Raw genomic sequence first — 25,651 nt, forward strand, 5'->3', positions numbered from 1 at the left:
CGTGAGAATGGGTGTTAATGATTCAAATATTTCTCGGAGTCCTTGACGGCCTGATCCATCGCATCCTGTGCATCGTTGCCGAGCATAATCGCTTCGACCGCTGTCGCCAGATTGCTGTCGATTTGATCCCATTTCGGATTGAGCAGAAATGCCGGGATGTTCGTCGAGCGATCCAGCATCGTATAGAACGGTTTATACAGCGGATCTTCCGACAAATTCATCTCCTTCGCAGTGCTGGAGCGGACAGGCAGGTCTGCCGTGCGAATCTTGATGGATTCCGGTGATACGAAGAACTTCAAGAACTCCCAGGCCTCCTCTTTATGCTTGGAATCCTTGGCAATCGAAATGGCGGATTCGTTAATAACCCCTTTGAGCGGCTTGTCGCCGAATGCCGGCGTTACGACCGTTCCAAAATCCATGTTGGCGTCCTTAAAGCCTTGCAGCGGCCAAAGGCCCGTTTCCCACATCGCAATTTTCCCGGCTTTAAAAATATCGTCGCCGCTTTGCTGGTTTTTGCCACCGACCAGCACGCCGTAGCCATCCTTGATGGCATTGCTCTGCGTCTCCAGCGCCTCTACCGTCTCTTTCCCATTCATGTAACCGTCGATCTGCTTGCCGTCGTCGCTGACGTAGCTGCCGCCGTTGCTCCATACCGTGCCTTGCAGCCCATATACGTCGACGCTGGCACGCATGCCGATGCCGTACTGCTTTTTACTCTTATCCGTCAATTTAACCGCCATCTGCTTCAGATCATCCCAGGTCCAGCCATCTTGGGGATACGCGACACCTGCTTCATCAAACAGCTTCTTGTTGTAGTAAACGACCCTTGTCGTAAAGCCTACCGGCAAACCGTAAGTAACCCCGTCGATTCGGTCATAGTTCAGCAATCCGGGATAGAAATCATCAATGTTCAAATCCGCATCCTTCTCGATATAGCTGTCCAACGGCTCCAATGATTCTTTATAGGTTGGAAAGTTATACATGTACATGACATCCGGCGGATCGCCTGCCCCGAAGCCGGCCGACATCTTCTGGTCAAATCCGTCGCCGTACGGTTCCACTTGAACTTTGATATTCGGATGCTTCTGCTCGAATTGCTTGGCCACTTCCTGTTCGAACTGCAAGGACTGGCCTGTATCCCATGTGGCAAAACGAATGGTAACCGGCTCCTGCGAGCTGCCACCTGCAGTCTGCTGTTCGCTGCCGTTGTCCTTGCCGGCAGCCGCATTCCCACCGTTGTTGCCAGAATTGCCGCTGCCGCTTGAACCGCAAGCACTTAGCGCAAGCATGGACAGCAGAAGCATACTTGTCAGGACGATGACGCTTTTCTTCATTTGTCTTCCCCCTATGCTATTTATTTAAGTAATGAGCGAGTGTAAGCGGGAGTAAATTTATAAACCGCTTACATCCCTTATTGTAGAGATGATGTAAGCGGTTCAACACTGACGGGCGTTCGTCGTTTTGGGCGTATTTGTCCGACTATGGCTGCGGCTGGCAGACAGGGGTCGCTACGTTTGCCGGGATTCGTCCTTTTGTCGGCCACGGAATTGACTCGGTGTCATTCCGTTGCTGCGCTTAAACCATTTGCTGAAATACTTGCCGTCGCTCATGCCAATCTGCTCCCCGATCTCCTGTAGCGTCATCGTTGTATGGCAGAGCAGCTCACAAGCCAGCTCTAATCTAAGCCGATATAGGAAATCTATAAAGTTCTCGCCCGAAACCTTCTTGAACAGTGTACTGAAGTGGCTGCGGCTTAAACCAACCCGTTCGGCTACCTCAGTGACTGACCACGGGTATTTTAAATTGTCTGCCACCAGACGGACGGCCTGAAGCAGCGGCGAGGGCCAGCTCTCGGCTTCGATTCCATACTTGCGTTCGAGCTCCACCTTGCGATGCAATTCAAGCGCTTCCTCCATCCAGGCTGCGGGGTGCTTGATCTCACCGCTCTTGTGGACATACATCGCAGCGATCGCGCTCTTACGCTCAAGCAGGAGCGTATCGAGCTTGAGCTTCATAGCCGGGGATGCTGCTGCGTAACAGCGTTCGCGGCTAAAAGGAATAACTGCTCCCGGATCCAATCGATCCAAGGAAGCCAGCAGCTCGCCAAAATCCTGAGCCACCTGAATGACATACAAGTACACACCATGCTCCATCCAGCTCCATTCCGCGTTCCAGCGCTGCTGCAGCTCGCCCTCAAATTCATTATCCGCCCCATACAGCCAAGAGCTGAACAACGCATTGAATCGGGCCTCCGCCGCCGCTTCTGTTCCTGCTGCCGCTCGCTCAGCGAGGATCTCTCGCCGGAATTCATCCAAATAAAGATCCAATTCCTCATCTTCGAAGGCCGTCTTCACCAAATAGCCGGAGACACCCAGCTTGATGCCTTGCTGCGCATATTCGAAATCCCGGTGGCAGCTTAACAGCAATATTTTTGTCTTAGGCTCCGCGCCCTTAATCCGTTTAGTCAGTTCAATGCCGTCCAGCTCCGGCATTACGATATCCGTGATGACCACCTGAGGTTTGTGTTCTTCAAAGGCTTCCCAAGCCTTGGTACCGTTCGGCACATCTGCTACTATCTCCATCCCGTAGTCCGCCCAATTCACCGTCATTCGTAATCCTTTGCGTACAATGACTTCATCGTCAGCAATCAACACTTTAATTGGCACGTCCATCCTCAGTCTCCTCTCTTCTAGGCCATACGAACGTGATCGTCGTCCCTTTCCCTTTCGTCGATTCTATGCGAAGACCGAAACCCGGCCCGAAATGCAGCTTAAATTTCTGATCAACGTTATAAAGCCCCAAACCTCCCCGCGTAGTCTTTGGCGTTTCCGCCTGCAGGAGCGTTCGGAGCCTAGCTTCGTCAATCCCTCGCCCATCGTCCTCCAGGATCATCTGCAGGTAATCGTTCTCTGCTTTCAGCCGCAGGACGATGCGCCCGGCGCCATCCTCAAAGCCGTGGAAAAATATATTTTCGAATAACGGCTGCAGACTCATCCGCGGTATAAGACAATGGATCGCCCGTTCATCAATGTCCCGTTCATAATCGAACACCTCCCCGAATCGGATTCGCTGAATGCTTAAGAAGTGATCAATCCGCTTCAGCTCCTGCTCCACCGTCACCAGCTCCTGGGAAAGATCCAGATTGCCTTCCAGCACCACCGTTAAGTGATACAGCATCTGCCTAATCTCCTCATTGCCCTGCAGTCTCGCCTTCCATTGAATCGAGTTCAGCGTGTTGAACAGCAGATGCGGATTAATTTGATAATGCATGGCCCTGAGCTCCGCTTCTTTCTTCAGCTTCTCGGTCCGCGCCACTTCGTCGAACAGCGATTGTATCTGCTCAAGCATGTTGTTGAAACTTCTGCCCAGCACGCCCAGCTCATCATCGGAATCGATGGTGAACCGGGCTTCGAGTTGACCCGTTCCTGCTTTGAGCATCAAATTCTTCAAATGTTTGATTCTGCCGGTAAGCCGTGAGGACAGCCAGTAAGCCAGCAGCATGGCTAGCAGCATCGCCCCCGCCAAACCAATGACTGTATAAGAGCGAATAACTGCCGTGGATCGATAAAATTGCTGATAAGACAGCCTGGCTTCGATTGTCCAGTCGTTTGTTTTGAGCAGACTCGTCCAGATCACATCATCCGCATGGGGAATGAAATGATCGTTTGTCTTGTAAATTGATTGATTGGAATTCCCGCGAAGTGCAACATGGGCGTTCGTATCACGTTCGAGCAGATGAAACAAATTATAGATTTTGTCCGCCTTCATCTCGATGAGAATACGCGCATTCTCCAGTGGTCCTTGTTGATTACGTATCGGCAGGATGAGCCCGATCACGTCCTCACCGGCATTTTTTGAACCTTCCTTGTAATAAATGGCCGGGTGCATACCGATCCAATATTCGTCGGTATGGGAGGAAGAGAAGTCTTTCCACCAGCTTTCCTGCTCCAGCATGCTCATGTATAGATCGTTATCACCATAGTAATAACCCGATTGTGTAATCACATAGATTCGAGTGTAGTCATCTGACTTAAGCGCTTTCAAAAAGTCCTCAAAATCATTCTTCTCCTGGATCTGCCTATACGTCCTCGGTACTTCTTCGGTAATGACGCTTTTCGTTGGATCCAGCAAATAAGAATAAATGCTTTCCGCCGTGATTTTCATTTGGTTTAGCTGCGCATCAACCTGATTTTGTACCTGTGTAACCGCATATTGTCCGTATTTACCAAATTGATTGTGGGTCAGACTGGACGACGAACGGTAGGATAGAACTCCCAAAGAAAGCAGCGGAATAATGGCCACAAGAAGGAAAAAAGTCATCAGCTTGAAGCGTAAGCTTCTATAAGGCGTTTGCAATCGCCGTCTGAGCCATTCGTGCAATAAGCCTTTCATTCTTGGCAGTCCCCCTGATTTACGACATGAGTAAAGTGCCTAATGTAACCTATATTACAAGTGTAGAGGATTCAGTTCCTGCGGCAGACTCGCGAACGTGCTCGATAAAGGGTCAATCTGTTGGACTAGCTAAGCCCGAGGACTACGGGGTCTCCCATTTGTCCGGTACAAAGGGCATTCTTGTTCGATTCGCCGTCCTGTTAACGCTGGCTAATAAGCTATTAGAATGTGCCGGGAACCTGTTTGCTGGTACCCATTATACCGTATAGCCTTGTGAAGCACAGGAGACGTTAGGGTGATAAAGTAAGGGAGCTGTCTGCAGTTTCTTTTTCGAAGATTGCAGATCAAATTTGTTTAGTTTTATTTGTAAAAATAAAATCCACAACCGGATTCGGTTGTGGATTTTATGTATGGAGGCGAACCTTGGCTATTCAAAGTTACAAATTCTTCGAAGACTCATAGACTAGCATCTATCCGCTTTCGTAATTGGAATCCATACCTCCACAGAAAAGATACCGTTGTCCTGACTAAACATCTCAAATTCTGGACCTTCAGCTTGCGTGTAACCGGACGTTGGGAACCATTCAAGGAAAATCCGTTCGCGTAAGCGACGAACAACCCTTGTGGTTTCCGAACCAGGATGCTTATCGGTAAAGAACACCGCCCAGGTAAGTGACGGAACAGGCAGCACGAAGTATCCCGGAGGCACGCTGCTGCTAGGCGAATCATAGCAAATCATATAGGAGAACATCCTCGGCGAATAATTGAAAAGCGCAGCGTTAAGCGGAGTATTATAGTCCAGCCTGATATCACGATGGAATTGAGCCACGGCGCCGCTGTCGATATTATCATCCCAGAACTTAGTGATCTGGGCGTTCGTCCGCTCCGGATCCGCGATGATATCCGTTTTAATTCCGCATACCTCGAAAGCAGGCTTCTGCATGATCCGATAACTGATCTCGCTATCGCCATCCATAGACATATGGAAGGAAAGCTTAGGATAGGCCTTGAGCGACGTGCCCGGGTTCCGCGCCAGCGTGGGCATGATACCGTGCATGCTTTTGAATGCCCGCGAGAAAGCTTCAGGTGATTTATATCGATACTTGGCAGCTACGTCGATGACTTTCTCCCCGCCCTCACGCAAGTCGAACGCAGCCAGCGTTAGCCTCCTGCGGCGAATATATTCAGAGATGGAGATATCCGTTATATAGGAAAACATACGTTGAAAATGGTATGCCGAGCAGTACGCTCTTCGAGCCACCTGCTGAAAGTCAATTTCCTCTGTGATATGGGCTTCAACATAATCAATCGCACTATTGATTCGTTCCATTGAATTCATAGGTTTTACCTCATCCCATCCATTCGGCTAGATTTCCCTTTGCGCGAAATGATAACGCTCGTGCATGTATGGCAAGGCTATCCTTCTCTTCCTTATGATATATAAGATTATTTTCCTCGTTGAAAGCGATTACGTTCTTAGTGTTATTCTATATTTTTTAGGATGTAGTATCAACGCATGCGGACAAAATCTTATTCGATGCTCCGCTTATTTCACCATCCCATTTATTTGGCTCCCTTATGAGAAGACCTGATATCTGTCGTGCATATACTGCAAGGCTAGCCTTCATTTTTTTTGATATACATAAATTATCACCGCGCTTATGTATGCGATTACATTATTGTTTTACAAAAACTTCAGGAGGTCGAGCCAACAAAACAGCAGTGGGATGAAGGCAGGATTGGCGGTACAAGAAAATCCTTATGCCACAAACCTCGGCAAGTACCGAGAGGCTAGATCATATTTGGGGAGGGGAAGTAACACCATGAACAAACGGTTTAAACAGATTATGATGGTAGTGTTTGCGGTTGCCTTATTTTTGCCACAGTTTGGAATAACGCACAATGCAAGGGCGGCGGATCCTAGCGGCCCGAATGTTATCTACGATATGCAAAGCGATGCCAAACTTGTCGCTGGCGCATTTACTTCCACAGATAACTTGCAAAAATCTGGTGACAACGCCTTTAATGTTACTGACACTGCCGGGGTAAAAACAATCGAAATTTCTGGAAGAACAGCAAACTATAACGGCGTTGATATTTTGACCGCGCCAATAAAGGCGATTGGCGGGGCAACCTTTGAGCTTCAAGTAAAAGGTCACCTACCAGCAGATGCAACAGGCTACGAGGACGATCAAATGCTGCTTGGCAAGTCTAATGACGGCTATGACTATTTAAAGACTACGGATAACGCTGCAGCAGGTGTTTCGTTTACATTGGATTATGCTTTTGACTATGCAACACTTAGCGGCTATGTGGATAAATCAACCAACCTAAGGATCCAAGATACTAAAGGCACTTTAGATAAGTTCGTTATCGACAGTATTATGATCACATCCACAGGAACTACCCCAACAATTCCAACACCTCCAACCGACACACCCCCGGCTTCTGATAAGGCTGTTACAGCCTACGACCTGCAACAGGATACCGGGCTTGCTGATCTCGTTTCTGCTGGTGGAAATACCTATTTGCAAAAAGCCGGCCCTCTAACCATCAACGCGATCTCTAACGGTAACGGCACAGTATCACTTGACCTTTCGAACAGAACAGATAGCTGGCATGGCGTTGACATTAAAGCTTCCGCAATCGGCTTAACAGCTGGCGCTGATTACACTGTTGAACTGACAGGGCATATTCCTGCTGGCTTTACGATTCCTAACGGCGCACAAATTATTTTAGGTGGTTCAGCATCTTCCTATGCCACTTTAAAATCAGTCGATGCAGCTGACACATTCACATTAAGTTATAGCGGAACAGCAGCTGCAGATACAGGCGAAACCTCGGGGCTTAGAATACAAGCCGACCCTGGTTTGTCCCGATTTGTGATTGATACACTTGTAATTAAAGTTAAAGGTGGAACAGCCATGCCTCCTAAATCATTGTCGAATGTTCCTGGTGTCCATGTTTCGCTGACATCCAATGGCGACAGCTGGTCAGGCGCTAACATTATTTTGGGTACCGACAGTTCAGTATGGCCTTTCTCTACTGGCGACGCAGTGGCTTTCACACCTGTTAAAGACGCAAAATATCACCTTACATTCAACGCCACTTCCACAGGGGCAACTGGATATCGAGTACGTTGGGTTACAGGCAATGATAATGGCGGTTATACTCAAGGAGATAATGGAGTTGTCACAGCAGATCCTAACCGCACCTATGCAGTTGGCGTAAAAGCTGACGGAATTCCGGCTTCGTACACGGGTGTCGAAAAAGCTGAAGCGACTGACTTTGCGATCGACTTCACCATGAGCGGCAGCGAACCTGATCAAGGACTTATTGGTAACATTGGTATTCGTGGCACATCAGGCAGTAATGACTTTATTCTGAACAGCATTAAGATCACGGATGATAGTGGAAACACTCTGGTAGATTGGGCTGCCGAGGCTTCTACATTCGTGCCAGACGATTATGTATGGCCGGAACCGAAGTGGGATCTGTCGCTGCCCTCGCTGAAAGACGCTTACAGCAAATACTTCAAAATCGGCAACATCATGGAGCCAGAGCAAACTACGGATACAACACTTACTGCCATGTACGACAAGCAGTACAACGTAGTAACCGCTGAAAATGCGATGAAGCCTGAAAATATTTTGAAGAACATCTCTTCGGCAAGCGACTTGTCGAATCTCAGCAAGTATAACTTTGCAGGTTCTGATCAAATTGTTAAGTGGGCTGAAGAGAATAACCAGTCCATTCACGGGCATACGCTTGTATGGCATTCACAGACTCCAGCTTTCATTAACTCTGGCGCTTCTGGCACACGTGCAGCCGCCAAAGCTAATATGGAAACTTATATTACCAATGTAATCACGCATTTCAACAGCCCTAACCTTATTTCCTGGGACATTGTAAACGAAGCTTTCGACGACAACACGGCAAAATTCAATGGTACGGATTGGAAAACGGGTCTACGCAGTTCACCTTGGCTTACTGCTTATACCAATGGCGCGGACGAGAGCAAAGGCGAGAGCGGCGCGGATTATATTTACGATGCGTTCGTATTCGCACACTTAGCTCAGGCCCAAATTGGCAGCACAGCTACGTTGTATTACAACGACTACAACGAGACTTACAAATACGAGGAAATTGCTCAAATGGTTGAAGACCTTAACGCGCAGTGGGAGCAAGATTCCCGTTATGATGATCGCAAGTTGATCGAAGGCGTTGGCATGCAATCTCACTTCTGGATTAATAGCAAGCCGGACGTGAATGCACAAGAAGTAGAAAGAGCTATCAAAAGATTCGTTGATGCTGGAGCTAGTGTCAGTGTTTCTGAGCTTGATATTCCTTACTCAGCCAACAACAACTATCACCTTGACGAAGCGAAGTTAGCTAAACAAGCGAATGAATACGGCACCCTGTTTACCATTTACAAGAAATATGCTGCCAATATCGACCGCGTTACATTCTGGGGCAAAGCCGATATTCAAAGCTGGCGTGGATCGGGTATGCCTTTGCTGTTCGACAACAGCTATAGACCTAAGGCGGCATTCTATACAGTTATAGGTTTAGGTGCAGCGGATGGTTCTACAGATAAGAAGCCAACTCCAGAGAAGCCGCTGTTGGATAGCCAACTTGTAGATGTAAAGCAAGTGAAGGCCGCAGTGCAACAAGCACTGCAATCGAACGAGCCAGTCAACTTCTCTGACCTACCTGCTGCAAGCTCGTCTACTAAGGCAGTACAGCTTGCTGCACAGCTGGGTCTTATCGAAGGCAAATCTGATGGTATGTTCCACGGCTCTGTGAAAGTAACACGCGCCGAATTTGCTACGATGATCGTCCGCGCGCTGGGTCTTGACACGACAAGAGCGGATGGTTCCTTCTCTGATACGGCCGGTCACTGGGCGAGTACTGACATTAGTGCATTGCATCGTGCAGGTATCGTGAACGGTACGGGTGATGGCAACTTCAAGCCGGATCAAGAGATTACTCGCGCCGAAATGGCTGCAATCTTGGCTCGTATTCTGAATATGAGTGCAGCTAATGGAACGAACTTCTCTGATATCGACGATAACTGGGCCGCTGACTATATCAATCAGCTTAGCCAGGCAGGTATTGTGAGCGGTGTCGGCGACGACAAGTTTGCACCGAACGCTACCGCTACCCGCGAGCAGTCGGTAGCAATCATTGTTCGGATGCTAAACATTGTGCTTGACCTGGGACTTGACCTGTAAGCTGGTGATTTAACAACCTACACACTTAAGAACGACTACCATACCTTTTTAACAACTGGGTCTGGTACCACACCCTACATCATCAGAATTATTTCTTATTCATCGTCAGAATCAGCACAATCCCAACAACCACTCGTATTTACTAACCGCAACGTATACGAAAATCAGAACCACCCGTCCAACGGGTGGTTTGCACTAGGGGTATAACCCCCTGTTGCCAAACTGCGCCTAAAGACGCTAGCCTGACCACAAAGCGTTCAGGCTCAGTGTTATTTGTCTCTTTCACTTACCAGTTAAACTGGTTTCACTTTTTCTTGCTCTTGTTGCTGCTGAATGGATCTTCATACTCTTTTACACTCAGCTTATCTACTGCCTGGTCATGTGCCTCTTGCTCTCGAATGTATTTGGCGACGGTGGCTTCATTTAACCCTACTGTACTTACGTAGTAGCCTTCCGCCCAGAATTTCCGATTCCCATACTTATACTTCAAATTGGCATGCTTTTCGAAGATCATGAGTGCGCTTTTCCCTTTTAGATAGCCCATAAAGGAAGATACAGATATTTTCGGTGGGATCGCTACCAGCATGTGGACATGATCCGGCATCATATGGCCTTCTAAGATCTCGACTCCTTTGTATTTACATAGACGCTTCATAATTTCAATTAGATCTCGTCTCACTTGATTGTAGATCTCTTTACGTCTATACTTCGGGGTGAACACAATGTGATACTTACACATCCACTTTGTGTGCGCTAAACTAAAATTTTTATTTGCCATATAAGACCATCCTTTCGAATTGAGCCTGAACATCTCAATTTTATCCGGATGGTCTTATTGGTGTAACCCTAGATCCCTCCACCCGCATAGCGGGTGGTTTTATATTTCGCACGTTTCACGCGCTCAACAGGCTAAAGCCTATAACAAAAAAAGCGACCTCACGAGGTCGCTTTTTTGGTACTGCATATGGAGGCGAGGGGAGTCGAACTGTTGTCCCTCGAATTTTAAAAGATTTCTTATTATACCAATAAGTCCTCGTTTGCCTTATATAATAAGCTTTTCCCAATAGATACTTCTTAAGATGTGTTAATACATTTCATAACGTATTAGCTAGTTTTATTCGTTTCGTCTACATCATGTCTACAAAAATCGGACAGGAGATTTGCATACTACGATTATTAACTTTTAATTGCTATATAGATTTCAAACCTAAAGATCTATATAACTGAAGTTGCTTGGATAAGAATAAATATTCATCAGAGGTTAGTCCACCAATAGAATGTATCTCTGTACTTTGAAATTTATCTCGATATCTTACTTTATCCTCCTCTTGTAGAAACCTAGAGGGATCAATTTGTAATAATCCGTTCTCTAATTGAGCATCTTCTTTAAGGTTCTGTTCTGAAATAAATGTTGCACAGAGTTTAATCGTCTCTACTTTGTCCTTAAAACTTAATTGAGACACAAACCGGTCTATATAGTTTTCTAAGTCAGAATTTAGAACACTTTCTTCAACATCGACTAACGGACTAATGAGCTCAACCACTATTTCTTTATTATTTAAAAACCATAATTTAAACGACTCAATAAGCTTATCAACAATTTCCTTTAGTACAGGAGATTTTTCAGCATACGATGCCCAAATTAATTCATCTTCATCTCCACCCAATACTTCTGATAAAGCTTTATTAATCTCATCTCCAGCAGGGGGAAGTTTACCGTTTTGCAACTTACTTATATAAGCCTTATTGGTCGATAATCCTTTTTCCCGAAGAAGTGTCTCAATTTGACTTAAAGACAATCCTGAATCATCAATGTATTTCTTTAGAATTTCACTGTATGACCGCATTTATAACACCTCATTATTTTTAATATTACAGTTGTTGTCTTTATAATTCAACCGGTGTTATCTATTGACAACAGAAGATATCTCTTGATAATATTGCATTATAAAAACAATGTTGTTTTTTAAAAACAATATACAATGGAGGTGATTGAATTGATACTTAAACGTGATTTAGTCAAGATATTTGTTGTTTTGGCTGCTTTATATGTAATATTTAAATATCCTGAAGCTGTGGGTAAATATCTTGCATTTGCACTAATGGGTCTATCTGAGTCAATTGCAAACCAGCTAATGTCTCATTTTTTGAACACTCTTAACTAAAGTAGTTCTATAAAAGATTTCAACATAGAGGAACATAGAGTAATTTATACACATAGGGACCTTAAACCCAAGTAAAGTTGGGGTTTAAGGTCCCTCTCCAGTAGAAGTCTTTCAGTAAGGTTAAGATAAAAACTAAGTGGCATTAAAACATTATTCTACTTTTGAACAGTCAAATCACTAGCATCAATCCAGCTAGATGACTTATATTTGATGCCAGCAAGCATAGCCCAGTAATCAGCATCACCATCTTTTAGCCAAAGGTTATCCTTACTATCCCAATACACTAATATTCGCCCACCATCAATTTTCTGCACTTCCCCATAGAAAAAGCTATATTGTACACGATCACCTATATTGATTTTGACTCCTTCTTTAGAAATTGGTTTATTACTGGTGGCATCTTGGTTGTTGTTATTCTCTTGAGGAGTACTGTTATTTGAATCATCGGAGGTGATTGGTAAGAAGTAATCACTATAGTCAGTGGGGACGTTGTCAAAATGCCCTTGATATAAGGCTATAATTTGATTCTTTTGGTCCCAAACTAGCTGTAGCCCCAAATTATCACTTACAAATCTTAAAGGAACCATCGTTCTTCCAGAAATCGTGGTCGGGGCAACATCAAGCTTTATTGTTGAGCCATTTACATAAGCTGTGCGGCTATCCAGAATCAGAATCACTTTTTTAGAGTTGAGGTTGATTGTGATTTTCTTTTGGGCCGGCTCCCAAGTTGTAGTTCCACCGAATTCCTTAATTAGATTACTGATTGGTAAAAGGACCCTATTATCTACTACAGTAGGTGATGCATATGTTATCGGATCGATATAGGTTGTATATTGAGCATCGTCGACAAACATCCCCGCGTGATTTACCTTTAAAATAATTCGTTTGGTCAGGGGATCAGCAGCATACGTGGTTAGAGTTTGACCAAGTAATCCAAAAATAAAAATTGCTGTACTTACAATACTTATGCATTTTTTGAACATAATTTTCTCTCCTTCTTATTTTTTAACGGGTTACTTCTTGTCTGAATCCGATTTTTTAGTAAAGGATTCATTTAGCTCTTTGGCTGTTTTTAATACATCAAAACCGTTTTCCAAAGTGCGACTTACAGCATCTTTAGCAGCTTTTTTCATTTCTCCCCATTTTTCATTCATATCGATTCTCCTTTTTAAACCACTTATTAGTTAGGCTAACACTCCCAAGGCAACCTATTCCGACACCCACTAGGTATCCTATTCCCGTGCCAATTCCAGGGCAAGCTGCTGTTCCTAATGCTGCTCCAACAGCTGCACCAGATAGGGCTCCCCCTCCTGCTATTGCAGTACGACCAATGGACTCCATAACTTTATCTTCCATTTTCAATCACCCCCTTCTCAAAAACTTTTCCTTAAATATCCACCATATTAAGAAGTATATCTAAAACAAAACTATCAGTAAACATAAAAACAACTAATAGTTAATTAATATTCTCCTTTTCATTATCTACTGTTAATTAAAAGGGGGTACAAAAAATTGGATTACACTAAACTCGGAAAGAGATTACGGGAAGAACGACTAAAATTGAATCTTACTCAGGAAAAGTTAGCTGAAAAAGTTGAAGTTTCTGAGGCATATATAGGGCAGATTGAACGGGGAGAAAGAAGCCTATCTTTGGATACGTTAATTAAACTGGTTAATCAATTTGGTGTTACAGTAGATTTTTTATTGCAAGATTCAGTTAGCTCAAACAATGAGCAATTTTTTGAAGCATTAAAACAGATAGTCAATAATCGTAGTATTCAAGAAAAGCAAATGGCACTTGACATGTTGAAAGTCCTGTTTTCTCACCTCGACCACTTGAACGAACAGTAATGTAGTTCTCATGAAAAAGAACATAGTCGCTACATGTGACCATGTTCTTTTAAGCTATAGTAACTGTTGTCTCCTATAATTATATGATCTAGCAGATCAATACCGACTATTTCCCCTACTTCATACAGCCGTTTAGTAATCTGAATATCTTCTTGACTCGGAGTTGGATCACCACTTGGATGATTGTGTATGCATATAAAGGAAGCACTACAATGTTTGATTGCTGCACGGAAAACCTCCCTCGGATGTACAATAGCAGCATTGAGTGATCCGACTGAGATAGTTTCTTTAAAGATCAAACGATTCTTTGTATTTAAGAAAAGGCAGATAAAGTGCTCCTTGGTTAAATGTCTTAATTCTGGGGCTAACAAATACTGAACATCCTTAGGGCTCTGTATAGTGTAGTGATCCTCATAGCTTGGGATAGAAAGGACTTTTGTCAGTCGAAATAACGCCATTATTTGTTGCGCTCTCCTCGTTCCAATTCCTTTAAGCCGTATTAGCTGCTGTTCACTCGCATCCAACAATTCACTTGTTGTAGGGAAATTCTGAAACAGCTCTTGAATTAGATAACTATCCTGTTTCTCGCAAAGAGATACTGATAGAAGCTGTTTTATTTCGTTTTTTCTGTAATCAGTCATTTTTGATACCTCCAATTGTTTGCCTTTTTAGAAGCTCTTCATATTCATTTACTCTTCTATAAAAAGTCCTCCGCTTCATTCCTAATTTCTCTATAGCCTTTACTCCGGTTATTTCTCCTAAATTCCATTCGTTGTAGATCTTAATAAACATTTCATCAATTTCTCTCTTCGGGCGCCCAAACCTCACACCTTCGGCCTTTGCAACTTCAATTCCCTCTGCCTGTCGTTGCCTATTTTTCTTTCTCTCTTGTTCGGCCACATATGCCAGCAGGCTTAAAAATTGGTCCTCCATAACCTTTCCAAAATCACCCATCCTTTTAAATTTCCTAGAATCAAATAGTGTTTCATTATCTAGGCAAATAATATCTGCTTTTACTTCACGGGTAATATACTTCCATTCAGCTATAATTCCTTCATAGTCACGCCCTAAACGATCTAATGCATCGATGTAAATTAGGTCACCTTCGCGAATCATTAGACGCATTGCTTGATAGCGTGGGCGATTAAAATCCTTTCCACTCAACTTATCCAGGAATACATATCTTTCATCAATTCCAAGCTCCCTGAATTTCAATAGTTGCCTTTCTGGATTTTGGTCTTTAGCCGATACTCGACCATACCCCATTTCCATCTATTCTATTCCCCTCCTTTTTCATGCCATATTGTCTACGAACTGAATGGCACATGCCAAAAGACTTTTAATAACGTTTTGACATATGCATTTAATCTTTCTGAGACAGTGCCAAAAAGCATGCGTTTTGCTACAAAGTAAAAGAAGCAACCTATGAAAGATTGCTTCTTTGATAAATTAGTACATTTGAGTAAAGAATTCTTATTTCACTTATTCCTTTCTCAAAGCATTACTCATAGCACTGACAGTACTCTTGTGCGTTTTATCAAAACGATGGGTATATATTCTACTTGTTGTAGAAATATCACTATGTCCTAATGCCTGAGATATTGCTAAGAGATCTACTCCCTCTTCGTACAAGACGCTGGCAAATGAGTGCCTTAAATCGTGTAATCTGGCTTTAGGAAAATTGTTCCTTTGGATAAATTCATTGAATCTTTCTGTAATAGAATTCACTCTGTACGGTTTACCATCATCACGTGTAAACACATACTCACTGTCTATATAATCTTTTCCGAGGGTTTGCTTAAAGCTTCTCTGTTGCTCTAAAGTTTTCTGTAGAACTTCAATTACTTCATTATTTAAGAATAACGTTCTTTTGCTCTTTTCAGTTTTCGGAGCCTTTACGACTACATCCTTACCGGCACTCGTTCTGACCTCTTGAATCTGTAGAGTACAATTATTAAAATCGATTGATTTCCATTTCAAACCACATATCTCCTCCCGCCGTAGTCCTAAATAAATTGAAAGTGTTACAGGTAACTCGAGCTTTGTTTCCTTCACCTTTTCTAAGAGTAAAACAAGCTGTTCTTTGGTGTATGAGTGGCCTTCAAATTTTCTTCTTCTAGGCAATGAAACTGCATCAGCCACATTCCTGTAAAGAAACTGTTGCTTCAAGCCATAATCTAATGCTTTTCGTATATTGGCATGATGTTTATGCACTGTATTGGGCGAAAGTCCTTTCTCATCCATCAAATACTTATAGTACTGCTGTATATGACTTGGTTGTAGCTTCTGTAGCGGAATATGCCCAAGATAAGGTGCAATATGCTTGAATATTATATTTCGATATCCATATTCAGTAGTTTTTTCACAATTGTATTTTACGTAGTTATCTAACCAGTGTTCAAAAAACTCTAATACTGTAATCTCACTTGTTTGAACCAACAGGTTACGTTGTTGATTATACTCAAATTCGGCTAGCAGCTTCTTTGCTTCAGATTCTGTTGAAGCGTACACATACTCTCTCTGCCGTTTTCCATTCTGATCCTTACCTAATTCTTTGGTAACTCTAAATTTTTTTCCTATTTTTTGAATACTTCCAGCCATATGCTCTCCTTTCACTATAGACACATTTCTTTAGATGTACTCGCTTTCCTGTGTTTCATTAATTAACTCCGTTCTGATTCTGCTCCAACCAAGCTTTAAAAGAAGTAATAGGAATTAGTAGCTTTCTGCCGACCCTTATTTTTGGGAAATCACTTCTGTTCACCAGCTTGTAAAGGGAGTTTCTCCCTAGGGGAAGAATTGCTGCTAAATCATTAATTGTGTAACACACCTGCTGGTTGTCTTTGGTCATTTCAATGAACCTCCAATTAATAATATATAATCCAAACTCGCTAATTAACTTTTTACTTTCATAAACTTGTAGCTCATTCTGTAGCTTCACAGTAGCATTCGTTTTCTACGGATATATCTATGGCAATCCTAGTAAGTTAGGTAATTCTTAGTGATTAAAAATAACCGTAGCTAATGTAGACATTAAGAGAAATTTCTTACTGCTTTTAAAACTCTAGAAACTCTTTTGCAAAAGAATTCCTCTAAATCCCAATAAAGGTACCGAACCATTTATTCTAAATTTTCCTGGCTTTACTCCCAAACTGCTAATTTCCCTCCACAACTCCTCTTTGGACAATATTGGGATTTGGTTAGCTTTGCAGAACTCTTCATATGCAGGTAGTAAGTCTCTTCTATGAGCCTTAATATCGCTGTTGCTTAAATCAATTAAACAACAATCCTTAACGAACTGAGTCACACTATTCATTTCCTCCACATATTGCTGTTTAAATTGAGTTGACTCATCACTTTCTGTAAATATGAAGTTATTTTCTATTAGTCTGTAGAGACCTTCTATAGCCCAAGATACAATGTAATCCCGTTCAAATAAAATCTTATCTAGGAGTGATTTATCTCTCATGCTCTCTGGCACTGAGTGATTAAATAGAATAAATAAAATCCGATCAGTAAACGCATGTGTAGCATCACGCTTATTTAATTTAGGCATATGATTACCAGCTGCTATCAGCTTGGTTTTTCCATAAAATTCAATTGAAACCTGGCCTTTACGGTCAGCTGTAATTAAATCCCCACCCGTAATAGCCTTAATAAATTCTGTGCCTTTCAAAGGACCGTCCTCATTCATTTCCGGTGAGATATTTAATTTGGAATGTGCAAGTCGTGCCTGCATGAATCTATTTTCAGATAATTGTTTTAATGTCATTGCGGTGGTGTGTTCTTTACCTATTAAGTTCTGAAGGATGCTCAACCAAACACTTTTCCCACTGTGTGGCTTACCCATTAAGACAAAAAACTTCTTTGCATTTGTGTAGTTGCTTAAAATGTAGCCCGTCATTTCTTGAAGTGTTGCTTCCTTTTTTGCATCCTCCTCCGTAGAAAAATCTAAAAAACTTAAAAAGTTCTCATTTCTTAAACTAGCCCCGGTGTACGTATTAGAATCGTAGTATTCGGAATCTATAAAGCTGGTGAATAAGTATTGAGGATGATGAGGAATTAATACTCTTTGTACAAGATCAAGAACACCATTCCGGAAATTAATCATATTTTTTTGACTATCGAATGCATTTATATCAAGTTGTATGTCTGGGCAGCTCTTTAGAAGAAAGATTATTTCCTCTAATTTATAGCGACTTATTTGCCTATCTTGTTCTTCATCCATGCTACTTCGTATAAGGACTATCAATTCATTATCGGACAACCTTTTGTGGTAACCAAATTCTTCCGTGTAAATATATATATCATTATTTGAACTTTTTATAATGTATCTATCCAATATTTGAAGATATATGATATATTCAATTTTTACATATTTTGCAACAAAACTTGAAGACGCATTAACCATTTCAAGTCTGTTTTTACTACTAACCACCTCACTAATACAGCTTGATTCTACGATACCAGATTCTATCTCGGATTCCTGATCTATAAACCTTTGTTGAACTTCTAAAGAGTACTCATTATCTTCTGAAAATAGTGTTTCCTCAGTATCGAAATCGAGTCTGTCCTCGTAAGACGTTGTATTATTATCAAGCCCTTCAAATCGATATTTTCCATAGTTATTATTCATCCCTATCTTCCTCCTCACTAAACCAAGCATCGAGCTTTAGTTCAGGAAAGATATTTTTTATAAGAGCGAACGCTATTACTCGGATGCTTTCTTTTGTTGCTTGCTTAGTAGCAAATACTTCAGCTGTCTTTTTGTACTTAAGACTCCCATCAAATATACAAAACTGTGTAAAATCAAGCGTCTCTATGAATAGTACGATAACATCATCGCTAGCCGGCACTGAATTGTTGAAAATTTCACTCTCACCATTTAAGTAATAGTGATACTTTAGTTCTTGATTGTCATTAGCATCTATGATTATTCTGATAAATCCATTTTCCTTTAAGTTGAGACTCTTTACCTCATTATCCAAATAAGCTGAATAAGATTTTTTACCCCCTAGTTTTGATCCAATAAAGGCTGCATATGGCTGCACGCTTTTTCCACTTACGTTTGCTTGTAGCTTAGTATCACTCATTGCAATAATGGAAATATGAGAGCCCTCTCCATTCGATAGTATCTTAACCAGCTTTTCCCCTTGCTTACTTAGTCCACTTAATAAATTAACACTGTTGTTCTCCATTCTGAACATCTCCTTTAAGGTGTTGTTTTTGGGTATAACAGAAATATAACTTTTCTAGAGATTAATATTCAGAACAGCCCTTCAAAAAAATTAGTACTAGAAAAATCAGGTTTAAATACAGTAAAATAAGAGGTTGTCCATTTGGACAACCTCTTATTTTACTATTATTTTAATTTATCTAATAACTCATCTACTCTACTTCTCCAAAGATCACGTGTACTTTGAGGCTCTAAAAGAAACCTAGCTAGCTCATCGTAATGATCAATCTTATCTAGGTCTTCAACAACCTCACTATCTTTTATTTGAGAAACCATCTTCTCAATATTAGATATATCCCCCATTATTGCAATGGCTGTCTTATCAATATCTGGAACTGAAAGATTGAATTCAGCTAATGCAGGAGAATATTTACTTTGTTTATTTTCATCTGAGAAGCCCATCTCACTTAAATGGTAGTGATATAACTCCATTAAAGGGAATGCTATTACAGACAATTCTAAGATCATTTTCCTTATCTCTTTATACATGTTTTCAGAAGAGTTAAAAATGGAAGAACTACCGTACCATCCGTAGGTGTATTCAGGCACAATCTTCGTATACACTCCACTTAGAATTGTCTGGTTAATATAATCAACGAACTTACCCCTGCTATGGATATTCGGTAAAAGCGTCGCAAGACTAAGTAAACTTCTGCCTTCATTGCTATAAAAATCAATGTAGAAAGATAACCGATCTTGTATCTGTGGATCGCCATTTTCTTCACTTTTAGAAATGGATACCTCTCCCGATTCTTTTTTAGTACTAGCGGCACTATCTAAAACAGTTCTTATTTGCTTTATTAAATTGACTTTGAAGGTTCTCTCGAATAAATATTTACTAATGATTTGTTGATCTATAGGAAACTCCTTCATTATTTCTATAAAACACGTAACTAACCCTATAAAACTTTTATCAATATCTAATTGTTTATACCGCCTATAATTGTTATAAAATGCACTTAAAAATATAAAAAAGAAACTGGTGCTATTTGGAGCATAAATTTGATTCCTGGAAGAAGAATTCTGCTTCCTTATTACCTCGACCTCAAAATCCTCTTCACATATTTTTATTAGGGGCTTCATCCAATCCCTTTCAGGTGCCTGCGGAAACTCCCCAATTCTATAACTCAAGCTATTCCTTAGAGCCTCCATTTTTGTAGTAATACCCTTTAATCTCTCTTCTGAACTATTTAAAATCCTTAGCATATGAGTATTTAACTCTAAATGAATCTCAATATCGCGAAATAGTTCATCTTCTGGTACTGATCTCTCTTTGCTGTTCAAATTCAATTTATGAATATATTTAAATATCCCTTTAATCTTGCTTGGTATGGAAAATTCACACTTCTCATAAACATATTTAGATACTCCCTGACTTAACTCTTCTACTGAAGGATTCAGGGTCAACCCAAATTCTAAGAGAATTCTTTCCCGTTCACTCTTCTCTTTTACTTCTAAATATTTCATTAACATTACTCCTAGATTAATGACTTTCCCTTTCGAGACTACCACTTACCATGAGGGGATAGGTAATTTCAATCACTCATTTCCTTGTTTTTGGCATACAAAAAAGCCTTCAGTACTTTGATAACCTACAGAGGGTAGCAACAAACATTCTATTAGAGCAAACTTAATTGGGCATAGCGGGTCACAATAAAAGTGGGCACTGCTAGGAGTGCCCTTTACAATTAAGGTTTAAAAATACTCAGCTTTAATTCTCTTGCGGGTGACTTCACCAACTTCATCAAAAATTTCTAACAGCTCATTATAAGTGCCCTCATCTTGTCCGATACGATTCCATAAGTCGGAACCAACCAAGACAAATTTGTCATCATCCATATCAAAATATTTATATGGAATTTTATGAGATTGCGACCCGTATGAATTACCTTCCCCAGCAGGGTTATACGGCAATCCAAAGTAAGCATCACACATAGGCTTTGCTACTTTTAAATATAAGAGACTCTTCTTCGCAATTGCAGATTGATCCTTGTTGGGCTTGACAGTCTTAAAAGAATAGAACTCCTCATGCCCATCCAACCTCCTGACATAAAGATCACTGATTACAGACACCGGAACAGTAGAATCAATGGACAGTTCTTGAATCTTTTTGATTTCATTATTTACATTCGGAGCAACCTTATTTTTACCTTTATCTTTACCTTGTCGCTCAACTATCTGCTCGATTGTTTGAGTTTGGAAAGTATTTAAAGTAAGAACACTTGTATGCTGATTTTCAGCGTATGCGCCTGTTCCCTGAGCTATGATCCTTCCGATTTGTTCAAAAATACCTTGACCGAGCGTTGTAACAAAGGAACGCTCAAACTTACTCCCCTTCCAAACCTCAACAGGTACGATACGAGCACCGAAAGGGTTTGTTGTAAGGATGGCATCTTCACTGAAAGGATTGCCTATAGTCATGTCATGTATTTTCTTATTCATTGCAATAGTAATGTGGTTCTTAACCTGCAAGCGAGTCTCTGCATCCATTCTTGTCCCTCCATTTCATCAGCACCTGTAATTATAACCAAAGATGCATTCTATGAACAGGACCTTAATAGGAAAAAAGAACCAAATGAAAAACCCATCCTACACAGGACGGGTTTCCACAACTTAAGCTTTGGCAATCTCAAGTTCTTTGGTAACTGCAACTTCATTTAAAGTTTTATGAACACTCGTCCCCCGTAGACGTTTGGTTTCAACTGTTGCTGACCCTTCAGCAACAGATAATAGTACCTGTCCTATTGCTTTTCCAAGCCCAACAGGCACCGCATTGCCTATTTGGCGATAAATATCATCTGCAGTTCCTTCAATAGTCCAGCCATCAGGAAATTGCTGAATACGAGCGTACTCCCGAACACTCAGGGGTCTATCTTTTGTGGGATGACAAAGCAATGTTGCTTTTTGAACAGGGCTTGTAAGTAGTGTTGGTGAAGGTTGATTGTAGTCCAGCCTCCTGAAAAATCCTGTTTTCCCACCACCGCTCTTATATGCCCCACCCATTGCTTTCAATTGCAGTTCTACCGGCAATGAACGCCAATTCCCTCCCATTGGGACATGCTTTAAAATATCTACCCGATCTTTAGAGAACGATCCGCATATTCCAGGCTCATCTTCAATATCTCTAATTGCCTGCCCTAATGTCATCCATCTGTAGTCAGGGTCTTGATGTCTCTGAAAATGTGTTGGAGCAGGTAAAAAAATATCTTCGTGATCTCTCGAACCAATAATAATTAAACGTTCACGGAATTGCGGAACACCAAAATGAGCAGCATCTAAGACACCAAATACAATTTTATATCCCAACCCCTCCAACGTCTGCCTTACTATCTTAAATGCTGAACCCGGTTTTTCATCTTCAGTATAATCGCTTTTTTTCTTTCCCTTAGGTGGTTTTGTTATTGATGCGGATGTAAGTCCTTTTACATTCTCCATTACAAAAAACCTAGGACGGACTGTTCTAATAACGTGAGCGAATTCCATAAACAAAGAACCGCGTGGATCACCTAAGCTCTCCCGCTTCCCAGCAGTGGAAAACGCTTGGCAAGGGGGGCCTCCTACAACTGCAAAAACTTCTTCTGCTCTTAGATCAGCCTTTCTTAGAAGAAACGAACAACTCGGGTCTTCTTGTATCAATTCTTTTATATCACCAAAAACAAAATTTTTGTTATTTGCAATTGCAGTTTTCTCACACCACTTATCATAATCCTGTGCAACTCTTATCTCTAAGCCTGCTGATTCCAGACCTAAATCTAGTCCCATGGCTCCAGAGAACAGTGATATTGTTGGATAGCTCATTCTTTTCACTCCGCTCTGTTTAGCCTAATATTATATCATGTTTGTGACTCTATTATAACATGGGCTTACCAATAGGTCCAGCAAAATATCAGTGTTGTTGCAATGCATTAAAAACCACCTTTGAAGACAAAATGAACCCTACATAGACTAAGTAACCATGCGTTCCCATTAATTAAAAATGGTTTATATTCCAAATGAAGGAATAACGCTCTGCTATGTCGAATAAATATTCAATTTTAGTTATTACGGGAGGGAATAAATCCATTGAAGCTGTCAAAACTAACAATAAGAAACTTTAAAGGAATCAAAGAGTTAAGTATCAATGTGGAAAATATAACTGTGATAATTGGCCCAAACAATTGTAGTAAAAGTACAATATTGCAAGCATTAAAGTTATTCGGTTCAAGCGATAAGAAGATCGACTCCAAATACTATTTTAGACACAACACCTCGCTACCAATTTCATTTCATGCGACATTTACAGATATCTCATTAGAAGAGGCAGAAATGCATGGTATCCGTGCTTCTATGCATTCCGATTCTCATAATTTCATTGTTCGTGCAGTTTATAATTTTGGTGAAGATGTAAAAAGAGCCGCAAAAACCACGGGCTCCCTTGAACATGATCTAGAGGACGCTGGTTGGGACGGAAAATTAGGCGGTGGAAATAATTCTTCACATTTTGTCAGTGTTTTCCCTGAAGTGATTTATATTCCAGCTGTGAAAAATGCTAGTGATGAACTAAAAAATAGTTCGGATAATATGAAGACTTTAACAACACTCTATAAAGATATCATCCACTCACTTGATGAGTATTCAGTTGCAGAAGAGAAAACAAAAAAGCTTCAAGAGAAAATAAATCAGCATGATGATGAGAAAATAAAGTATTTTGAGTCCGAAGTCCAAACCTTCCTTAATGATGTAACATCTACAAAAATAAACTTCAAAGTTGACGTCCAACCTATGGATGAGATTGTAAGCACGAGTGTTAGCCCCTTCTTTAACTATAACGGTATAGAAACAGGTATAGATTTTCAAGGGAACGGGGTTCAACGCACCTTTATTGTTTCAATACTCAAAGGATTTAGGAAATTTAAAAGTAAATATCCGTCTGATAAAAAAGAACAATCACTGTACAAGAGGTCTCTAATAGTAGCAATTGAGGAGCCTGAATTGTACCTTCATCCTCAAATTGCAAAGGTATTCAAAGATACGTTGTATTCACTTGCTGACGATAATTTATTCCAAGTAATCGCAACTTCACATTCTCCTAATTTTATAGATTTATCAAAGCCAAATAGGACATTGGCAAAACTGTCATTAGATAAAAATAAACTGGTTAGTGTAGCACAAGTTAGCTCAGATATTTATGGTATGGAAACAGATGATATAGAACGTTTTCAAGCTTTGTTAAAGTTTAATCCATATGTTAACGAAGTGTTTTTTGCAGATCACGCAATTTTGGTTGAAGGTGACACAGAAGTTGTTGCTTTTAAAGTTATTGGTGAAAAGCTTGTGAGTGACGGATTATTGTCACAAGAAGTACTTAACAGAACAACCGTGATAAATTGCGCAGGTAAACCCACTATGTATGTAATTATGAATATACTAAACAATTTCAATATTAGTTATACAGTTGTACACGACTTTGATATAACAGAATATAATTCTAAAAAACAACGAAGAGGTGTCCCTGCATTAAAATCAGTCATCACGATCAATCACAAATTAGAGAAGTTGGCACTAGCCAGAGGTAATAAAAAATATGTTTTTCAGTATACATTTGAATCTGAGATGCCTGATGGTTATGAAAAAGGAACATCTAAATCTTTCTCAGCTTATGAATTCCTAAAGGAAAAAGAGTTGTATCAGTTGCCTCAAAGATTTATGAGCATAGTAAAAAGTGCCTTTGGCTTAGAGACGGACAACCCTCTTGACCATTCAGTCGATACTCTATTACCGAAATATCAAAAAGATGATTGGACCGAACTAGAACAGGCAATCAAAGAATGGCAAGCTCCGATGGTCGAAGAGTATATGAAGATATTTTGGGTAGATCAAATGGTTGCGGCCGGTGAAGAAACTAAAGAGTAATTTACCCCTTACATTATTTTATTTATTTTCAACGACCTCAAAAAAGTGATTATGTAACCAGGATGATTAGATATATCCAGCTCGCGGCAAAAACCTGTATACAGAAAACAGCGGAAAGGCACTACAGCCTTTCCGCTGTTCATTTTGTTGCTCCGCATCGCTCTCATCCATCTTGTAGTCTAGTTTTCCGTAGGTATCTCATGCCTTGGCCAGTTGTCTATATTAACCCGGTTCCTTCAAGCAGTATCAGATATGATTTGTCACGATTAGTCTTAAACTGTGATTCTTGTAGACGATTTGTCTACAAGAATCCACAAAATAAAGAACTAAAAATTTCTTGTCTACATTCCGTCTATAATTTCACTTCGGAAAAGGAAAAAACCCGCTTACCAGCGGGTTTTTTTAATGGAGGCGAGGGGAGTCGAACCCCTGTCCGAAGGCAACGCCACATAGGCTTCTACGGGTGTAGTGACAGTTTTGATGTCACCCTAGGAACTCCCCGTCACCGGATTCCCTTTGGGTCAGCCTGGTTATCTTCTTCAGCTAGCCGCAGGCGGAGACTAGACAGCGTATCCCACTAAAGGTTGAGCCCTCATCCCGGCACATGGGCGATGCAGAGCGAGAGCACGTCTGCAGGTTATTAAGCTGCGAGAGCGTAGTTAGATTGTTGTTTGCCGTTTAATAGGCTTTAGCGTTGATGAAGTGGACGCGTCCCCACTACCCGCTACCCATGCTCGAACAACCCCCGTCGAATCCAAAAACGCCCCCGTAAAATGAGAATCGGCTCACCAGCACCTTACAGCGCCGGGCCTATCTACAAAAAGGGTGTCTTCCGGATTAAATCGGATGCCGAAGCTCCAGGAAGCACATTACTTACTTGA

At 41.2% G+C, this 25,651-nt stretch carries 22 protein-coding genes and 1 other RNA gene; 4 read left to right on the plus strand and 19 right to left on the minus strand.

Annotated elements, in window-relative coordinates; translation table 11 throughout:
* Positions 1-14: 14 nt before the first annotated feature.
* From CBE73_RS13020 to CBE73_RS13035, 4 genes are all read right to left on the minus strand, one after another.
* Complete coding sequence (locus CBE73_RS13020; protein WP_094094571.1) at positions 15-1,334, minus strand: ABC transporter substrate-binding protein; 1,320 nt, start codon at positions 1,332-1,334, stop codon at positions 15-17.
* A 174-nt stretch (positions 1,335-1,508) separates the two neighbouring features.
* A complete protein-coding gene (locus CBE73_RS13025; protein ID WP_094094572.1) occupies positions 1,509-2,672 on the minus strand; it encodes a response regulator in 1,164 nt (387 codons plus the stop codon).
* Positions 2,656-4,392 (minus strand): sensor histidine kinase, encoded by a 1,737-nt coding sequence (locus CBE73_RS13030; protein ID WP_094094573.1) that lies wholly within the window; start codon positions 4,390-4,392, stop codon positions 2,656-2,658. Before CBE73_RS13030 ends, CBE73_RS13025 begins: the two co-directional genes overlap by 17 nt.
* A 463-nt stretch (positions 4,393-4,855) precedes the next feature.
* Complete coding sequence (locus tag CBE73_RS13035; protein WP_094094574.1) at positions 4,856-5,731, minus strand: AraC family transcriptional regulator; 876 nt, start codon at positions 5,729-5,731, stop codon at positions 4,856-4,858.
* A gap of 484 nt (positions 5,732-6,215) precedes the next feature.
* On the opposite strand from CBE73_RS13035, the gene CBE73_RS13040 reads away from it, so the two are divergent.
* Complete coding sequence (locus CBE73_RS13040; RefSeq protein ID WP_174704723.1) at positions 6,216-9,626, plus strand: endo-1,4-beta-xylanase; 3,411 nt, start codon at positions 6,216-6,218, stop codon at positions 9,624-9,626.
* 304 nt (positions 9,627-9,930) lie between these two features.
* Here CBE73_RS13040 and tnpA read toward each other — a convergent pair whose 3' ends face one another.
* Together tnpA and CBE73_RS22150 are read right to left on the minus strand one after the other, a co-directional pair.
* Positions 9,931-10,404, minus strand: coding sequence for an IS200/IS605 family transposase (gene tnpA / locus CBE73_RS13045; protein ID WP_068693347.1), 474 nt, complete (start codon positions 10,402-10,404; stop codon positions 9,931-9,933).
* Positions 10,405-10,816: 412 nt separating this feature from the next.
* Positions 10,817-11,473 carry a helix-turn-helix domain-containing protein gene (locus tag CBE73_RS22150; RefSeq protein WP_174704724.1) on the minus strand — a complete coding sequence of 219 codons (657 nt, stop codon included), beginning with the start codon at positions 11,471-11,473 and terminating at the stop codon, positions 10,817-10,819.
* A gap of 135 nt (positions 11,474-11,608) precedes the next feature.
* Here CBE73_RS22150 and CBE73_RS22155 point away from each other — a divergent pair, with 135 nt between their 5' ends.
* Positions 11,609-11,791 (plus strand): hypothetical protein, encoded by a 183-nt coding sequence (locus CBE73_RS22155; protein WP_174704725.1) that lies wholly within the window; start codon positions 11,609-11,611, stop codon positions 11,789-11,791.
* Between the two features lie 155 nt (positions 11,792-11,946).
* Here CBE73_RS22155 and CBE73_RS13055 read toward each other — a convergent pair whose 3' ends face one another.
* From CBE73_RS13055 to CBE73_RS13060, 3 genes are read right to left on the minus strand one after another with little or no spacing between them, the layout of a single operon-like run.
* Positions 11,947-12,774 (minus strand): copper amine oxidase N-terminal domain-containing protein, encoded by an 828-nt coding sequence (locus CBE73_RS13055; protein ID WP_094094576.1) that lies wholly within the window; start codon positions 12,772-12,774, stop codon positions 11,947-11,949.
* Between the two features lie 30 nt (positions 12,775-12,804).
* Positions 12,805-12,945, minus strand: coding sequence for a hypothetical protein (locus tag CBE73_RS22160; RefSeq protein ID WP_174704726.1), 141 nt, complete (start codon positions 12,943-12,945; stop codon positions 12,805-12,807).
* Positions 12,938-13,147 carry a hypothetical protein gene (locus CBE73_RS13060; RefSeq protein ID WP_094094577.1) on the minus strand — a complete coding sequence of 70 codons (210 nt, stop codon included), beginning with the start codon at positions 13,145-13,147 and terminating at the stop codon, positions 12,938-12,940. Before CBE73_RS13060 ends, CBE73_RS22160 begins: the two co-directional genes overlap by 8 nt.
* 156 nt (positions 13,148-13,303) lie before the next feature.
* Here CBE73_RS13060 and CBE73_RS13065 point away from each other — a divergent pair, with 156 nt between their 5' ends.
* The gene (locus CBE73_RS13065) at positions 13,304-13,642 is read left to right on the plus strand and encodes a helix-turn-helix domain-containing protein (protein WP_094094578.1); all 339 of its coding nucleotides are present in this window, start codon (positions 13,304-13,306) and stop codon (positions 13,640-13,642) included.
* Between the two features lie 29 nt (positions 13,643-13,671).
* Here the strand turns inward: CBE73_RS13065 and radC are convergent, their stop codons facing one another.
* The 9 genes from radC to CBE73_RS13110 form a co-directional block, all read right to left on the minus strand.
* A complete protein-coding gene (radC, locus tag CBE73_RS13070; protein WP_094094579.1) occupies positions 13,672-14,283 on the minus strand; it encodes a RadC family protein in 612 nt (203 codons plus the stop codon).
* Positions 14,276-14,914 (minus strand): recombinase family protein, encoded by a 639-nt coding sequence (locus CBE73_RS13075; protein WP_094094580.1) that lies wholly within the window; start codon positions 14,912-14,914, stop codon positions 14,276-14,278. The genes radC and CBE73_RS13075 overlap by 8 nt, the downstream gene beginning before the upstream one ends.
* 210 nt (positions 14,915-15,124) lie before the next feature.
* A complete protein-coding gene (locus tag CBE73_RS13080) occupies positions 15,125-16,243 on the minus strand; it encodes a site-specific integrase (protein ID WP_094094581.1) in 1,119 nt (372 codons plus the stop codon).
* Positions 16,244-16,301: 58 nt separating this feature from the next.
* On the minus strand, positions 16,302-16,493 hold the full coding sequence (locus CBE73_RS13085; RefSeq protein WP_094094582.1) for a helix-turn-helix domain-containing protein: 192 nt from the start codon (positions 16,491-16,493) through the stop codon (positions 16,302-16,304).
* Between the two features lie 213 nt (positions 16,494-16,706).
* A complete protein-coding gene (locus tag CBE73_RS13090; RefSeq protein WP_157739559.1) occupies positions 16,707-18,278 on the minus strand; it encodes a DNA primase family protein in 1,572 nt (523 codons plus the stop codon).
* Complete coding sequence (locus CBE73_RS13095) at positions 18,271-18,840, minus strand: hypothetical protein (protein ID WP_094094584.1); 570 nt, start codon at positions 18,838-18,840, stop codon at positions 18,271-18,273. Before CBE73_RS13095 ends, CBE73_RS13090 begins: the two co-directional genes overlap by 8 nt.
* Positions 18,841-19,004: 164 nt before the next feature.
* Positions 19,005-20,345, minus strand: coding sequence for a hypothetical protein (locus CBE73_RS13100; protein ID WP_094094585.1), 1,341 nt, complete (start codon positions 20,343-20,345; stop codon positions 19,005-19,007).
* A 228-nt stretch (positions 20,346-20,573) separates the two neighbouring features.
* Positions 20,574-21,368, minus strand: coding sequence for a TdeIII family type II restriction endonuclease (locus CBE73_RS13105; RefSeq protein ID WP_094094586.1), 795 nt, complete (start codon positions 21,366-21,368; stop codon positions 20,574-20,576).
* 123 nt (positions 21,369-21,491) lie between these two features.
* Complete coding sequence (locus CBE73_RS13110; protein ID WP_094094587.1) at positions 21,492-22,676, minus strand: DNA cytosine methyltransferase; 1,185 nt, start codon at positions 22,674-22,676, stop codon at positions 21,492-21,494.
* A gap of 264 nt (positions 22,677-22,940) precedes the next feature.
* Here CBE73_RS13110 and CBE73_RS13115 point away from each other — a divergent pair, with 264 nt between their 5' ends.
* The gene (locus CBE73_RS13115) at positions 22,941-24,770 is read left to right on the plus strand and encodes an ATP-dependent nuclease (protein ID WP_094094588.1); all 1,830 of its coding nucleotides are present in this window, start codon (positions 22,941-22,943) and stop codon (positions 24,768-24,770) included.
* A gap of 403 nt (positions 24,771-25,173) precedes the next feature.
* Here the strand turns inward: CBE73_RS13115 and ssrA are convergent.
* Positions 25,174-25,538: a transfer-messenger RNA gene (ssrA, locus tag CBE73_RS13120) on the minus strand.
* Between the last annotated feature and the right edge of the window lie 113 nt (positions 25,539-25,651).

The organism is Paenibacillus physcomitrellae, assembly GCF_002240225.1.
Lineage (GTDB): Bacteria > Bacillota > Bacilli > Paenibacillales > Paenibacillaceae > Fontibacillus > Fontibacillus physcomitrellae.